The 14,866-nt window shown below is 72.0% G+C and carries 12 protein-coding genes; 8 read left to right on the forward strand and 4 right to left on the reverse strand.

The window, feature by feature from the left end; translation table 11 throughout:
• Positions 1-150: 150 nt before the first annotated feature.
• Genes ACIPYQ_RS07260 through ACIPYQ_RS07275 form a run of 4 tightly spaced genes read left to right on the forward strand, consistent with a single transcriptional unit; the run spans position 151 to position 5,739 of the window.
• Entirely contained in the window at positions 151-2,496 is a 2,346-nt protein-coding gene (locus ACIPYQ_RS07260) for a HAMP domain-containing protein (RefSeq protein ID WP_401247033.1), read from the forward strand.
• Positions 2,497-2,502: 6 nt separating this feature from the next.
• Positions 2,503-4,140 (forward strand): poly-gamma-glutamate synthase PgsB, encoded by a 1,638-nt coding sequence (gene pgsB, locus ACIPYQ_RS07265; RefSeq protein WP_401247036.1) that lies wholly within the window; start codon positions 2,503-2,505, stop codon positions 4,138-4,140.
• On the forward strand, positions 4,137-4,619 hold the full coding sequence (locus tag ACIPYQ_RS07270) for a poly-gamma-glutamate biosynthesis protein PgsC/CapC (protein WP_030009641.1): 483 nt from the start codon (positions 4,137-4,139) through the stop codon (positions 4,617-4,619). The genes pgsB and ACIPYQ_RS07270 overlap by 4 nt, the downstream gene beginning before the upstream one ends.
• 49 nt (positions 4,620-4,668) lie before the next feature.
• Positions 4,669-5,739 (forward strand): C40 family peptidase, encoded by a 1,071-nt coding sequence (locus tag ACIPYQ_RS07275; protein ID WP_401247040.1) that lies wholly within the window; start codon positions 4,669-4,671, stop codon positions 5,737-5,739.
• A 152-nt stretch (positions 5,740-5,891) separates the two neighbouring features.
• Here the strand turns inward: ACIPYQ_RS07275 and ACIPYQ_RS07280 are convergent, their stop codons facing one another.
• Positions 5,892-6,596 carry a SigE family RNA polymerase sigma factor gene (locus ACIPYQ_RS07280; RefSeq protein ID WP_401247042.1) on the reverse strand — a complete coding sequence of 235 codons (705 nt, stop codon included), beginning with the start codon at positions 6,594-6,596 and terminating at the stop codon, positions 5,892-5,894.
• A gap of 177 nt (positions 6,597-6,773) precedes the next feature.
• On the opposite strand from ACIPYQ_RS07280, the gene afsQ1 reads away from it, so the two are divergent.
• The 3 genes from afsQ1 to ACIPYQ_RS07295 are packed head-to-tail and all read left to right on the forward strand — an operon-like array spanning position 6,774 to position 9,566.
• Positions 6,774-7,451 carry a two-component system response regulator AfsQ1 gene (gene afsQ1 / locus ACIPYQ_RS07285; protein WP_063754818.1) on the forward strand — a complete coding sequence of 226 codons (678 nt, stop codon included), beginning with the start codon at positions 6,774-6,776 and terminating at the stop codon, positions 7,449-7,451.
• On the forward strand, positions 7,349-8,935 hold the full coding sequence (locus ACIPYQ_RS07290) for a sensor histidine kinase (protein ID WP_401247701.1): 1,587 nt from the start codon (positions 7,349-7,351) through the stop codon (positions 8,933-8,935). The genes afsQ1 and ACIPYQ_RS07290 overlap by 103 nt, the downstream gene beginning before the upstream one ends.
• Positions 8,928-9,566 carry a hypothetical protein gene (locus tag ACIPYQ_RS07295; RefSeq protein WP_361757684.1) on the forward strand — a complete coding sequence of 213 codons (639 nt, stop codon included), beginning with the start codon at positions 8,928-8,930 and terminating at the stop codon, positions 9,564-9,566. The genes ACIPYQ_RS07290 and ACIPYQ_RS07295 overlap by 8 nt, the downstream gene beginning before the upstream one ends.
• A gap of 257 nt (positions 9,567-9,823) precedes the next feature.
• On the opposite strand, the gene ACIPYQ_RS07300 is transcribed toward ACIPYQ_RS07295, so the two are convergent.
• The 3 genes from ACIPYQ_RS07300 to ACIPYQ_RS07310 form a co-directional block, all read right to left on the reverse strand.
• Positions 9,824-11,470 carry a phospho-sugar mutase gene (locus ACIPYQ_RS07300; RefSeq protein ID WP_401247046.1) on the reverse strand — a complete coding sequence of 549 codons (1,647 nt, stop codon included), beginning with the start codon at positions 11,468-11,470 and terminating at the stop codon, positions 9,824-9,826.
• A 28-nt stretch (positions 11,471-11,498) separates the two neighbouring features.
• Positions 11,499-12,305: a purine-nucleoside phosphorylase gene (locus tag ACIPYQ_RS07305; protein WP_319731847.1), complete on the reverse strand. Its 807-nt coding sequence runs from the start codon at positions 12,303-12,305 to the stop codon at positions 11,499-11,501.
• 350 nt (positions 12,306-12,655) lie between these two features.
• The gene (locus tag ACIPYQ_RS07310) at positions 12,656-13,093 is read right to left on the reverse strand and encodes a gamma-glutamylcyclotransferase (RefSeq protein WP_030290800.1); all 438 of its coding nucleotides are present in this window, start codon (positions 13,091-13,093) and stop codon (positions 12,656-12,658) included.
• Positions 13,094-13,277: 184 nt separating this feature from the next.
• Between ACIPYQ_RS07310 and ACIPYQ_RS07315 the strand changes: the two genes are divergently transcribed.
• Positions 13,278-14,717, forward strand: a complete 1,440-nt coding sequence (locus tag ACIPYQ_RS07315; protein WP_319731852.1) for an NAD(P)H-quinone dehydrogenase — start codon at positions 13,278-13,280, stop codon at positions 14,715-14,717.
• The last annotated feature ends 149 nt before the right edge of the window (positions 14,718-14,866 follow it).

Consider the following 14,866-nt stretch of genomic DNA (forward strand, 5'->3'; position numbering starts at 1 on the left):
GTTATTCGCCTGGTCAGTGGAGCGCTCATAGTCATACGAAAATAACGGAGTGATGCCCTCCGCTTCTCGCCTCCGAGCTCTGTAAGCACCAGATCATCGCACTCTCCAGGCCGCACCGGCTCCAGGACAAGAAACGAAGAGGAGCCCGCGTTGGCCGCGTCGCGATCGAAGCGGCGGCACCGGACCCGCCGTCGGGCTGACATGTCGCTGCTGGGCGGCATCCGTCCGCCCATCGCGGCCCTGTCCGCCCTGCTGCTGGCCCTCGCCGCCCTCACCGCGTTCCAGCTCGGCCACGTGGGCAGGCAGACCGTACCGCCGGCCGTCCTCACCTCTCAGCAGTACTTCGCCGAGGACGGCGCCATCGCCCTGCGCGCCTCCCTGGACGAGAGCATCACGGACATCGGCAGGACCGCCTCCCTGTTCAGCTCCGGCGAACCGGTCTCGCCCGACTCCGTCCTCGACAAGCTCGGCAGCGTCTACCAGAAGTGGCGCGGCACGGCCGTGATCGAGATCAAGTCGGGCCGACTGGAGGCGCAGCGCGGCGAGAACCTCCCGCTGACCGCCCTCGACCTGACCGCCCTCGACGGGGAGTCCGGCCTCGCCCCCCGCATGGTCCGGCTGGAGAACGGCGAGACCCGCCTGCTCACCCTCGCCCTGCTGTCCTGGCCCGACCGCCCCCAGCAGCTCCTGGTCGCCTCCAGCAGCCTGAAGGTCCCGGGCATCAGCCTGGGCCGGTCCCGCGCCATCGCCGTCCTCGACTCCTCCGGCCAGGTCCTCGGCAGCGACGGCGTCGGCGGTTCCGGGCAGGAGAAGAAGCAGCTCGCGAAGTTCGCGAAGACCGTCGCCCAGAAGGCCGCGCGCCACCCCCTGCAGGCCAAGGAGCCCGGCTCGGGCGGCTTCGCGGGCGTCAGCGGCAGCCTGCTCGGGGACTCCAGGGACGGTCGCCGCTCCGTGGCCGGCTACGCGAAGCTCACCGGTTCGCAGCCCGGTGTGGGCACCGACGCGACCGCCCTCGGCCTCACCGTCGTCTCGTTCGTCGGCGTCGCCGAGGAACGTTCCGCCGCCGTCGACTCCTTCTTCTGGATCGCCGCGTCCGCCGCCCTGCTCGTGCTCGGGGCACTGGCCGTGGCCCTGCTCGTCACCACCGTGCAGCGCCCGCTGCTCCGGCTGTTCCTGGAGAGCCGCCGGATCGGCCGCGGCGACCTGAACCGGCCGGTCACCGTCCCGAAGTACGGCGAGGCCGCCCGCATCGGCGCCGCGCTCGACCGGCTGCGCCGACAGCTCCTCGGAGAGCCGGGAGCGGAGACCGAGGTCCCCCGCGGGGGCCGCCGCGCCCGGATCGGGACCCGCGCCCTCCTCGGGGTGTGCGGGATCCTGCTCCTGGTGTGGTCGGCGCCGCTCCTGCTGACGCTCAACCGCGCGGGGGCCTCCGTCGCCGTACCGAAGACCATCGTCGACGACCAGCGCGAACGCACCGACACCGTGGCCGACCGGGTACGCCGCGCCCTCAACGAAGGACACGCCGACCTCACCTCCGTCGCGTCCGTCATCAGCGACAGGACCACCCCCGCCGAGCTGACCAAGCTGCTGGAGCGCACCCGGAACCAGCACGGACGCTACGAGTCCCTCTACGTCATGAAGGCCGACGGCACCGTCCTGGCCCGCGCCGGCGGCAAGCCCCACCACCCCGCCGGCAAGGGCCCCTCGAAGCAGCCCGTGACCCTGGTCGACAGCGGCAACCGGCCGGTCATCACCGAGTACGCCGAGACCCCCGGCCTGGCCGGCGCGGCCGTCGTCGGCGAGCTGGGCATCGACTTCCTCAACGCCCTGCTCAAGCGGCCCGGCCTGGGCGAGGTCCGCGTCGTCGACGCCAAGCACCGGGTGATCGGCGGCAACAACGGCTACCTGGCCTTCGAGCCGCTGTCGGACGCCAAGCTCGACGCCCTGGTGAGCTCCGCCAACGAGAAGAGCGGCACCGACGAGAAGAGCTCCGCCGACGAGCAGAGCGGCGCGAACGAGCAGAGCGGCGCGGACGAGAAGGCGGACAAGGGCCCGCGCGCCAAGAGCGCCCTGCTCCGCGACGGCGCCGTCTCCGTCGCCGCCGCCGCGCCGATGACCGGCGGAGGCGTGGCCCAGCCCCTGGACTGGACCGTCGTCACCTGGCAGCCGGCCAAGGGCCTGGAGATCCCCGCGTACACCGCGCAGAACCGCACCGTCCTGGCCGGACTGCTCGGCCTCACGGGCGCCGTGGCCTGCCTCGGCTGGATCCACATCGTCGTGGTGCGGCCGCTGCGCGACCTCGCCCGGCGTGCGGAGGCCCTGGCCGACGGCGACCGCCGCACCGTCGTCTACCCGACCCACCACGACGAGGTCGGCGCCGTCACCCGCAGCCTCGAAGTCATCCGCCTACGGCTGCTGGAGCAGCGCAAACGGGACGCCGCCGGCGCCGGCACCGGCCGGACGCCCGACCGAGCCACCCCGGCCGGAAGGAACTGATCCACCGTGCTCTTCCTCTACTGCGTACTGCTCTTCTGCTGCCTGGTCATGCTCGTCGCGGGCGTCGTCGAGCAGCGCCGGCACTACGCCAACCTCGCGCACATACCGAACCGGGTGCTGGTCAACGGCATCCGCGGCAAGAGCTCCATCACCCGGCTGTGCGCGGGAGCCCTGCGCGGCGGCGGCCTGGTGACGGTCGCCAAGACCACCGGCACCGCGGCCCGCTTCATCCACCCGGACGCCACCGAGGAGCCCGTCTACCGGAAGTTCGGCATCGCCAACGTCGTCGAACAGATCGGCATCGTCCGGCGCGCCGCCGCCTACCGGCCGCACGTACTGGTCATGGAGTGCATGGCGGTCATGCCCGCACTCCAGGAGATCAACCAGTCGAAGCTGATCCAGTCGACCATCGGCGTGCTGTGCAACGTCCGCGAGGACCACGTCGCCGAGATGGGCCCCACCCTCGACGACATCGCGCGCTCCCTGTCCCGCTCGATGCCGCACGGCGGAATCTGCGTCACCGCCGAGAAGGAGCGCTTCCACGTGCTCCAGGAGGAGGCCGACGCGAGGAACTGCACGCTCGTCTACGCCGACCCCGACACGGTCAGCGACGACGAGCTGCGCGGCTTCAGCTGGTTCACCTTCAAGGAGAACGTCGCCATCGCGCTCACCGTCGCCGAGCTCCTCGGCGTCGACCGCGAGACCGCCCTCCAGGGGATGTACGACGCCCCGCCGGACCCCGGCGTGCTCTCCGTCGAGCGGTACGTGGCCCCCGGCGGCAAGCGGGTGCGCTTCGCCAACGTCTTCGCCGCCAACGACCCCGAGTCGACGCTGATGAACATCAACCAGCTCCTCGACCTCGGCGCCGTCGACCGCCCCCTCAACGTCGTGATCAACTGCCGCCCGGACCGCGTCGAGCGCAACGGCCAGATGGGCGCGATCATCCCGGACCTGATGCCCGACAAGGTCTTCGTGATCGGGCACCCGGCCAAGAGCGCCATCGACGCGATCCCGGCCGAGTGGCGCGGGCGCGCCGTCGACCTCGGCGGCGACCAGCGCGACGGCGAGGAGTTCATGAACGAGCTGCTCGGCCACCTGGGCGAGAGCTCCTCGCTGGTCGCCATCGGCAACATCCACGGCCAGGGCGAGATCCTCCTGGAACACCTGGCGGAACTCCCCGGCTTCGAGGACGAGCCCGACCGGGAGGAGCCCCCCGCGGCGGCCCCGGACCGCGAGCCGGCCGTACCCCGGCAGGCCGCCCCCGCGCAGCCGCCGCTGTACGTTCCGCACCTCGACCCGTACGCCGACCTCACCGCCGCCCAGGAAGCCCGGTACGTGCAGCCCCCCGTACCGCGGCAGTACGTCCACCCGCCGCGGCAGTACGTTCAGCCCGCCCCCCAGGGCCGGCCGCCGTACGAGGGGCAGGGCACGTACCCGCAGCAGCCGGACGGGCCGTGGCACCAGGGCCCCTACCCGCAGCAGCAGCAACCGCACGGGCAGCCCGGGCCGCCCCACCCGTACGAGCCCGACCCGTACGAGCCGCGTCCGTACGCGCCCCGCCCGTACGAGCCGCATCCGTACGAGCCCCATCCGTACGAGCCCAACCCGAACCAGCAGTGGCAGAGCCCAGGAGACCCCCGTTGATCCCCGCAGTCCTCACCCCCGAGATCGCCGCGATCGGCATCGCGCTGGGCCTGCTGTTCTCCCTCCTGTGCTACCTGACCACGAACCTCTCGCCCGGCGGCATGATCACCCCCGGCTGGCTCGCACTCACCCTCATCGAGGACCTGCAGCGTGCCGCGCTCGTCGTCGGCATCACCGCCCTGACGTACGCGCTCACCCTCGTCACCCAGAAGTTCGTCATCCTGTACGGCAAGCGTCTGTTCGCGGCCGTCGTCCTCATCGGAGTGCTCCTCCAGGCCACGGTGGTGATCGTGCTCCAGATGAAGTTCCCCCTGCTGTACGCGAACCAGACCCTCGGCTTCATCGTCCCCGGACTGATCGCCTACCAGCTCGTCCGCCAGCCCAAGGGCGCCACGCTGCTCGCCACCGGCTCCGCGACCCTCATGACGTACGTCGTCCTGACCTCGGGCATCCTGCTCGGCTTCATGCCGCACGCCTGACCGACGCCTGACCGACGCCGCGACCACCCGCACCGCCCGGAGCACACCGATGACCGCCAAGCCCGCCCGTCGCACCCGCCCCGTCCTGCACGCCGCCGTCGTGGGGCTCCTGCTGGCCGGCAGCGCGTACTTCACCTACGAGCTGCGCAAGGAGGAGCAGGCCAAGGCCCCCGAGGTGCTGCGCGTCACCGACGTGGCGCAGAAGGGCGGCGCCCAGGAGGGCGCCCAGAAGTGGGAGCGGCTGAAGAACCCGGAGCGCTCGGTCCTCAGGGGCGCGGACGGCGCGGTCCTCGCCACCTTCACGGACGGCGCGCGCACCGCGACGCTCACCGGCAAGAGCCGTACCTTCACCGAGCCGGCCACCACCACGACCCGCGTCGTCACCGACAACTGGGTCCGCCTGCTGCCGGAGAGCTGGCGCAGCGGCGCCGAGCGCGAGCAGTGGTTCCAGGACTGGTTCAAGAAGTACTACGGGAGCGAGGAGGACGACCTCTTCGCCATCGCCTTCCAGTACGGGGACCAGGCACCGGTCAAGAAGGACGCGGCCGGCGTCCAGTACGCGGGCGACGCGGCCTTCGGCCCGCTCAACCCGAAGGGCTCCGAGGGCAACGACCTCCGCCTGGAACAGTCGGACTTCTACGACTACCTCGGCATCCCGTACACCTTCCGCAACGGCACCACGGAACAGCCCGAGAAGGCCAAGCACCGGTCCCTGGACTGCTCCGGCTTCATCCGCACGGTCTTCGGCTACCGCGGCCGCTTCCCCCTGATGGCCTCCGACACCGGCGGCAACGGACTGCCGCGCACCGCCAACGCCATGGCCCGCGCGAAGGCCGGCGTGGACGTCCTGGCCCTCAAGGGCACCGGCCCGCAGGACCGGCCGGCCTCCATCGACGTCCTCCAGCCGGGTGACCTGGTGTTCTTCAAGCTCGACGCGCGCACCGGCGACCGTCTGGACCACACCGGCATGTACCTCGGCAACGACAGCGAGGGGCACAAGATCTTCATATCGAGCCGTGAGGAGGCCAACGGCCCCACCATCGGCGACAAGGGCGGCGCCTCCCGCCTCGACGGCAACGGCTACTACGCCGCCGCCCTGCGCAGCGCCAAGCGCCTCTGAGCCATATGTCCGGTACGCCTGCGGGCGTACCGGACATATGAAAAGGCGGGATCAGGCGGACCCCCGTCCGCTCGATCCCGCCTTTTCCCCCCGCGGCCCCCGCCCCACCCCCGTAGGACGGGCCCCCTGGCCCGATGGTCTTGTGTGCCGCGTTACGCGACGAGCTCCTCGAAGGACTCCGCCTCGTCACGGCCGAAGCTCAGCGCCTCGTCCTCCCGCAGGCGGCGCAGCGAGCGCCAGATGCTCGACTTCACCGTGCCGACGCTGATGCCGAGGATCTCCGCGATCTCCGGGTCCGTGCGGCCCTCGTAGTAGCGCAGCACCAGCATGGTGCGCTGCGGCTCCGGGATCCGGGTCAGCGCCTGCCACAGCACCGCGCGCAGCTCCGTACCGCGCATCGCGTCCGTGTCGGAGGCCGTCTCCGGCAGCTCCTCGGTCGGGTACTCGTTCAGCTTCCGCCGGCGCCACGCGCTGATGTGCAGGTTCGTCATCGTGCGGCGCAGGTAGCCGCCGACGGCCGCCTTGTCGCTGATCCGGTCCCAGGCGCGGTACGTGGAGAACAGCGCGCTCTGCAGCAGGTCCTCGGCTTCGTAGCGGTCGCCGGTGAGGTGGAAGGCCGTCGCGTACAGCGCGGCCCGCCGCTCCTGGACGTACGCCGTGAACTCGGCCTCCGAGGTGGAGGAAGAGGAAGGAGTCTGCTCGGCGGCGGGAACCGCCTGGTACTGGTTTGCGTCAATGGCTACGACGTGGGCCGGCCGGGGACGGGCGACCGCCACCGTACGGACACCCGCCCGGCGGTTCACATCGTGCAGCCGCGTGACAACCGCGCTGGTGTTGGTGCTGTGCAGCGTGTTCATCTCGCGCCCCCCGTCGTGGAGTGTCTCTGCTTCGGTCCGTTGTGCGTTGATAGAAGACTGCCCCCCCGACTTAACCGGGGTGTCCGTCGACTGTCACAGCACTGTCACAGCGACCTCCGCAGGATCACCTCGCTCCGACGGTCGAACTCCCGACTGTCGATGGGACAGAATGAGCCCGTGCCTTTCCTGTTGCTGATCGAGGACGACGACGCCATCCGCACGGCCCTCGAACTCTCCCTGTCTCGCCAGGGCCACCGTGTGGCCACCGCGGCGACGGGCGAGGACGGCCTGAAACTGCTGCGCGAGCAGCGGCCGGATCTGATCGTGCTGGACGTCATGCTGCCCGGGATCGACGGTTTCGAGGTGTGCCGGCGCATCCGGCGCACCGACCAGCTGCCGATCATCCTGCTCACCGCGCGCAGCGATGACATCGACGTGGTCGTCGGCCTGGAGTCCGGCGCCGACGACTACGTGGTCAAGCCCGTCCAGGGGCGGGTGCTCGACGCCCGCATCCGGGCGGTCCTGCGCCGCGGCGAGCGCGAGTCGAGCGACTCGGCGAGCTTCGGCTCCCTCGTCATCGACCGGGCCGCCATGACGGTCACCAAGAACGGCGAGGACCTCCAGCTCACCCCGACCGAACTGCGGCTGCTGCTCGAACTGAGCCGCAGGCCCGGGCAGGCGCTCTCCCGCCAGCAGTTGCTGCGGCTGGTCTGGGAGCACGACTACCTCGGTGACTCGCGGCTCGTCGACGCCTGCGTCCAGCGACTGCGCGCCAAGGTCGAGGACGTGCCGTCCTCGCCCACCCTGATCCGTACGGTCCGCGGCGTCGGCTACCGCCTGGACTCCCCGCAGTGATCCGCGCGTTGCTCGCGGGCCGGCGCTGGACCAGCCTGCGGCTGCGGCTCCTCATCGTCTTCGCCCTGGTCGCCCTGACGGCCGCGGTCTCCGCGTCCGGCATCGCGTACTGGCTCAACCGCGAGGCCGTGCTCACGCGCGTCCAGGACGCCGCCCTCGGCGACTTCCGGCAGGAGATGCAGAACCGTGCCGCCGCGCTGCCCGTCGACCCGACGCCGGAGGAGATGCAGCGCACCGCCGAGCTGATGGCGGGCAGCAGCCCCGGCTACAGCGTGCTGCTCGTGCACGAGCGCAAGGACCGCCGTGAGGTGTTCGGCGCGGCCGGTCCCGACTCCTTCGGGCTGCAGGACGTGCCGAAGTCCCTCCAGAACGCCGTGAACGACGAGCAGAAGACGACCGCGGCGAACGACGCCGAGTACCACATGTACTGGCAGCGGACGAAGCCGAACGGCAACCCGTACCTGGTCGGCGGCACCCGGATCGTGGGCGGCGGGCCGACCGGCTACATGTACAAGTCGCTCGCCCAGGAGCGGGACGACCTGAACGCGCTCGCCTGGTCGCTGACGATCGCCACCGGTCTGGCGCTGCTCGGCTCCGCACTGCTCGCGCAGGCGGCGGCCCGTACGGTGCTCAAGCCCGTGCAGCGGCTCGGAGACGCGGCTCGGCGGCTCGGCGAGGGGGAGCTGGACCACCGCCTCGACGTATCGGGTACGGACGAACTCGCCGACCTGTCGCACACCTTCAACAAGACGGCCGAGGCGCTGGAGAAGAAGGTCGCCGACATGAGCGCGCGGGAGGAGTCGAGCCGGCGCTTCGTCGCGGACATGTCCCACGAACTGCGCACGCCGCTGACCGCGTTGACGGCGGTGGCGGAGGTGCTGGAGGAAGAGGTCGACGACCTCGATCCGATGATCGCACCGGCGGTGGCGCTGGTCGTCAGCGAGACGCGGCGGCTCAACGACCTCGTGGAGAACCTCATGGAGGTCACCCGCTTCGACGCCGGAACGGCCCGCCTGGTGCTGGACGACGTGAACGTCGCCGACCAGGTCACGGCCTGCATCGACGCCCGGGCCTGGCTCGACGCGGTCGAACTCGACGCCGAACGGGACATCGTGGCCCGGCTCGACCCGCGCCGCCTCGACGTCATCCTGGCCAACCTGATCGGCAACGCGCTCAAGCACGGCGGCTCGCCGGTGCGGGTGTCGGTGACCGTGGACGGGGAATGGCTGGTGATCGCGGTCCGGGACAACGGTCCGGGCATCCCCGAAGAGGTCCTGCCGCACGTCTTCGACCGGTTCTACAAGGCGAGCGCGTCCCGGCCGAAGTCGGACGGGAGCGGGCTGGGCCTGTCGATCGCCGTGGAGAACGCACACATCCACGGCGGCGACATCACCGCCGCCAACGCGGAGGGGGGCGGAGCCCTGTTCACGCTGCGGCTGCCGGTGGACGTGGGGAGGGTGATCGCGGGTGACGTGGATGCGTAGGGCTCTGCCGGTGGTGCCGGCCGTGGTGGTCCCGCTGGTGGCGATCGCCCTGCTCGCGACGTCGGGCTGCGGGATCCGGGCGACGACCGTTCCGGTGGACGTGGGCCCGGCCCCGTCACGGGTGTCGTGCGACACCCCGGAGGCGCCCGCCGGGCAGAGCGGGGTGCAGGGCTTCCGGGCCACGATCGAACTGGTCTGCGGATCGCAGCTGGTGGGCGTGGAGCGAGTGGTTCCGGTGCCCGAGAAGATGCCCGTACGGGAGCCCGTGGGCCTCGTCGCGCAGGCCCTGCTGGAGGCGCTGGAGCAGACGCCGAGCGGGGACGAGCGGGACGCCGGCTTCACGACCGGGGTGCCGGACGGGCTCTCGGTGTCCGCGCCGCGTGCGGGGGACCCGGCGGGCACGGTGCGGCTCAGCCGCAAGCCGGAGGATCTGCCGCCGGTGGCCCTGTCGCAGGTCGTGTGCACGCTGGCGGGCAGCGACGCGGTGTCGGCGGGGCCGGGGCCGGTGGTTCTGGGCGGGCCGGACGAGGATCCGCCGCGGGCGTGGGAGTGCACGGACGCGGTGCGGACCCGTCCGGAGTCGGTGCCAACCCTGGGCGAAATCGTCCGCCCGTCGCCTTCCCCTTCCTGACGCGCCGCTCAAACGCCGCCGGGGCTTAAAGATCGGGGCTCCGCCCCGGACCCCCGCGCCTCAAACGCCGGCGGGGCTAAATTTCAGCCTCGCCGGCGTTTGAGGCGCGGGGTCGGGGGCGGAGCCCCCGGGAACGGCGACGGCCCCCGCGCGGAGTCCGGCGAGGGAATCAGGTGCCGGTGGCTGCGGAAAGGCGACGGCCCCCCGGGCCGGACGGGGCTCGGGGGGCCGTCGCTGTCGAGGGGCGCGGGAAGGGGTCAGATGCCCGCTGCCGCCGCGAGGTCCTTCTTGATCGCGTCCAGGATCTCCTGGCCGCGGGTGCGGGCCGGGGTGAGGTCGGAGGCCTCGGCGACCGGGACCACCACCTCCAGGTAGCACTTCAGCTTCGGCTCCGTGCCCGAGGGCCGGACGATCACCCGGGCCTTGTAGTCGCCCTCCAGGTAGTAGCGCAGGCCGTCCGTGGGCGGGAGGGTCTCCGTGCCCTTGGTCAGGTCCTCCGCCGAGACGACCCGCAGCCCCGCCAGGGACACCGGCGGCTCCGCCCGCAGCGCGGCCATCGCCGAGGCGATGACCGACAGGTCCGAGACGCGGACCGACAGCTGGTCGGTGGCGTGCAGCCCGTGGGCCATCGCCAGGTCGTCCAACAGGTCCGTCAGGGTGCGGCCCTGCTCCTTGAGCTCCGAGGCCAGCTCCGCCACCAGCAGCGCGGCGGTGACGCCGTCCTTGTCGCGGACGCCCTCGGGGTCCACGCAGTAGCCGAGCGCCTCCTCGTAGCCGTAGCGCAGGCCCTCGACGCGGGCGATCCACTTGAAGCCCGTGAGGGTCTCCTCGTAGCCGACGCCCGCCGCCTCCGCGATCCGGCCCAGCAGGCTGGAGGAGACGATGGACTCGGCGAAGACGCCGGTCGCGCCCTTGTGGACCAGGTGCGCCGCCAGCAGCGCGCCGACCTCGTCGCCGCGCAGCATCCGCCAGCCGTCGGCGGTGGGGACGGCCACCGCGCAACGGTCCGCGTCGGGGTCGTTCGCGATCACGATGTCCGGCTGGACCTCGGCGGCCCTGGCGAAGGCCAGGTCCATCGCGCCCGGCTCCTCCGGGTTGGGGAAGGCCACCGTCGGGAAGGCCGGGTCCGGCTCGGCCTGCTCGGCCACCAGCACCGGGGCCGGGAAGCCGGCCCGGGCGAAGGCCGCCATGACGACGTCCTTGCCGACGCCGTGCATGGCCGTGTAGACGGTCCGCACGCCCCGGGCGGACCCGGGGGTCAGGACGGCGTCCGTACGGGCCAGGTAGGCCTCCAGGACCTCGTCGCCGAGGTCCTCCCAGCCGGACTCCGGGCGGGGGACCGAGGCGAGCGTGTCGACGCGGGCGATCTCCGCCGCGATCTCCGTGTCCGCCGGGGAGACGATCTGCGAGCCGTCGCCGAGGTAGACCTTGTAGCCGTTGTCCCGGGGAGGGTTGTGGCTCGCGGTCACCTCGACGCCGGCGACGGCCCCCAGGTGCCTTATGGCGTACGCGAGGACGGGCGTCGGCAGCGGGCGGGGCAGGACGGCGGCGCGCAGCCCGGCACCGGTCATGACGGCCGCGGTGTCGCGGGCGAAGTCCGCCGACTTGTAGCGGGCGTCGTAGCCGACGACGACCAGGCCGCCGGCGTGGCCCTGGGCCTTCAGGTAGGCCGCGAGGCCCGCCGCGGCCCGGATGACCACGCTGCGGTTCATCCGCATCGGGCCCGCGCCGATCTCACCGCGCAGTCCGGCGGTGCCGAACTGGAGGGTGCCGGCGAAGCGGTCCGCGAGCTCCGCGGTGTCGCCCGCGTCGATGAGCGCCGCGAGCTCGGTTGCCGTCTCCGGGTCCGGGTCCTCCGCCAGCCAGGCCTGGGCCCGGGTGATCAGGTCGTCCTGTTCCTGCACTACTTCCGCCTTACCTCTCGTACGTCGATCAGATGCGGGCGAGGACCTGCGTCAGCAGCGTGCCCATGCGGGCGGCCGAGTCGCGGCCGGCCTGGAGGACCTCTTCGTGGTTCAGCGGCTCGCCGGAGAGGCCCGCCGCCAGGTTGGTGACGAGGGAGATGCCCAGCACGTCGGCGCCGGCCTCACGGGCGGCGATGGCCTCCAGCACGGTGGACATGCCGACCAGGTCGGCGCCCATGACGCGGATCATGTTGATCTCGGCCGGGGTCTCGTAGTGCGGGCCGGGGAACTGGACGTAGACGCCCTCTTCCAGGCTCGGGTCGATCTCCTTGCACATCGCGCGCAGCTTCGGCGAGTACAGGTTCGTCAGGTCCACGAAGTTCGCGCCGACGATCGGCGAGGTGGCCGTGAGGTTGAGGTGGTCGCTGATCAGCACGGGCTGACCGGGCTTCATGCCCTCGCGCAGACCGCCACAGCCGTTGGTGAGGACCACGGTCTTGCAGCCGGCGGCGACGGCGGTGCGCACGCCGTGGGCGACGGCGGCGACGCCGCGGCCCTCGTAGTAGTGGGTCCGGCCGAGGAAGAGCAGCGCGCGCTTGTCGCCGATCTTGTACGAGCGGATCTTGCCGCCGTGGCCCTCGACGGCGGGCGGCGGGAATCCGGGCAGCTCGGTGACCGGGAACTCGAATTCGGGGGCGCCGAGCGCTTCGGCGGCGGGGGCCCAGCCGGAGCCCATGACGAGCGCGACATCGTGGGAATCGACGCCGGTCAGCTCGCGCAGGCGGGCGGCTGCGGCGTCGGCGGCGGCGAAGGGGTCGGTAACAGATGCGTTCACGCAGACGAGCGTAGCCGCTCCTGGCCTACGCGCGTAGATGGCACAGCTCACGGTGTTCGGATCGTTGCCTTGTCGTTTCCGCCGAATCGTCCCCGTGGGGGTTGCGGGGGCGGTGGCGGGGCCTTGCGGGCCGGGTGCGGCGCCGCCGTCGGGACTCCGCCCGGGGTCTCGCGCCGGGGCATCGGCGGGGCCGAAAGATCGGGGCTCCGCCCCGGACCTCCCCCGGACTCCGTCCGGGGGGACCCCCAGCGTCTCGAACGCCGGCGGGGCTGGGGGTGGGGCTCCGCACGGGGCCCGCGCCTTGGGACGTCCCGGGTTGGCCGAGCGGCCCCGCAGGGGGCAGCAGGGGGTCAGCAGGGGCGCTTGCGGAGTTCCATCACGTAGTCGTGCGGGGCGCCCGCGGACTCGGCGGCGTCGGCGAGCTCGCCGAGGTAGCGCGCCGAGGGCAGGCCGCCCTCGTAGCCGTTGAGCACGTAGCACCAGGCGGCCTCTTCGCCGTCCAGGGTGTGCACCCGGATCCGCATGCGGCGGTAGATGTCGAGCCCGACGCCCTCCCAGCGGTCCATCGAGTCCTCGTCGAGCGGCGCGATGTCGTACAGGGCGACGAAGACCTGGTGGCGCGGGGCCTCGACGATCGTGGCGAGGGCGCCCTCCCAGCCCATCTGCTCGCCGCCGAAGGTCAGCCGCCAGTCGTTGATCCAGCCCGTTCCGCGCAGCGGCGAATGGGGAGCGCGGCGCGTCATCAGCCGCGGGTCGAGGTTGCCGGCGTACGCGGCGTAGAGCGACATGAGGTCGAGGGTACGGGAGGGGTGGCCGTGACCGCGTGCCCGGATGGCGCACGGATGACGGGACCGGGCGCGAAGCACCTTGAACCGTGCGGGACAATGGGGCACGGAATGCATCCCCCGGGGAGACCCCCCGGAACACCGGCCGGGGCGGCAGCCGGCCGGGTAGACGTGAGGCGGACTTTTCGTGACCCGGATCGTGATCATCGGCGGCGGACCCGGCGGGTATGAGGCTGCGCTGGTAGGGGCCCAGCTCGGCGCGGAGGTGACCGTCGTGGACTGCGACGGCCTGGGCGGGGCCTCGGTCCTGACCGACTGCGTACCCTCCAAGACTCTGATCGCGACCGCCGAGGTGATGACCACCTTCGATTCGTCGTACGAAGAGCTCGGCATCGTCGTCGCGGACGACACCCCGCACATCGAGCAGGCCGCGCGCGTCGTCGGCGTGGACCTCGGCAAGGTGAACCGGCGCGTCAAGCGCCTCGCGCTCGCCCAGTCGCACGACATCACCGCCTCCGTCACCCGGGCCGGCGCCCGCGTGGTGCGCGGCCGCGGCAAGCTCGGCGGGCCGCAGGGCATCGACGGCACCCGGGACGTCATCGTCACCGCGGCCGACGGCTCGGAGACGATCCTGACGGCGGACGCCGTGCTGATCGCCACAGGCGGCACCCCGCGCGAGATCCCGGACGCGATGCCCGACGGCGAGCGGATCCTGAACTGGACCCAGGTCTACGACCTCGACGAGCTCCCGGAGGAGCTCATCGTGGTCGGCTCCGGTGTGACCGGCGCCGAGTTCGCCGGCGCCTACCAGGCCCTCGGCTCCCGGGTGACCCTCGTGTCCTCCCGCGACCGCGTGCTGCCCGGCGAGGACCCGGACGCCGCCGCCGTGCTGGAGGACGTCTTCCGGCGCCGCGGCATGAACGTGGTCGGCCGCTCCCGCGCCGAGTCCGCCAAGCGGGTGGGCGACCGGGTCGAGGTCACCCTCTCCGACGGCCGCGTCCTGACCGGTACGCACTGCCTGATGGCGGTCGGCGCGATCCCCAACACCAAGAACATGAACCTGGAGGAGTCCGGGGTCCGGCTCAAGGACTCGGGGCACATCTGGACCGACAAGGTGTCGCGCACCTCCGCGCCCGGCGTGTACGCGGCGGGCGACGTCACCGGGATCTTCGCGCTCGCGTCGGTCGCGGCGATGCAGGGCCGCATCGCGATGTACCACTTCCTCGGTGACGCGGTGGCCCCGCTGAACCTCAAGACGGTGTCCTCGAACGTCTTCACCGACCCCGAGATCGCCACCGTCGGCTACACCCAGGCGGACGTGGACGCCGGCAAGATCGACGCCCGCGTGGTGAAGCTCCCGCTGCTGCGCAACCCGCGCGCCAAGATGCAGGGGATCCGGGACGGCTTCGTGAAGCTGTTCTGCCGTCCGGGCACCGGCATCGTCGTCGGCGGCGTGGTCGTCTCCCCGCGCGCGAGCGAGCTCATCCACCCCATCTCGATCGCCGTCGACAACAACCTGACGGTGGAGCAGATCGCAAACGCGTTCACCGTGTACCCCTCGCTGTCGGGCTCGATCGCCGAGGTGGCGCGCCAGCTGCACACGCGGAAGGCCGCCGGGGAGGCGTGACCGGCCCCAACCGCCCCACACCGCAAGGGTGTTGGGGCGGTACGCTGCCGCGTGGCCGGACGTTCACCCAGACCTCGGGCCGCGTATACCACTAGTCGCCCTGCCATATGGACAACTTCGGTATTCCGGCGCAAAGAGCTGAAACCAGA

Source organism: Streptomyces sp. NPDC090045, from assembly GCF_044747975.1.
In the GTDB taxonomy this organism is placed as follows: domain Bacteria; phylum Actinomycetota; class Actinomycetes; order Streptomycetales; family Streptomycetaceae; genus Streptomyces.

Excerpts from the sequence above, each read along its gene's own strand:
- ACIPYQ_RS07310 (WP_030290800.1), bottom strand. The coding sequence starts at position 13,093 with ATGTCGCTCTACGCCGCGTACGCCGGCAACCTCGACCCGCGGCTGATG.
- ACIPYQ_RS07275 (WP_401247040.1), top strand. The coding sequence starts at position 4,669 with ATGACCGCCAAGCCCGCCCGTCGCACCCGCCCCGTCCTGCACGCCGCC.
- ACIPYQ_RS07280 (WP_401247042.1), bottom strand. The coding sequence starts at position 6,596 with ATGAACACGCTGCACAGCACCAACACCAGCGCGGTTGTCACGCGGCTG.
- ACIPYQ_RS07295 (WP_361757684.1), top strand. The coding sequence starts at position 8,928 with ATGCGTAGGGCTCTGCCGGTGGTGCCGGCCGTGGTGGTCCCGCTGGTG.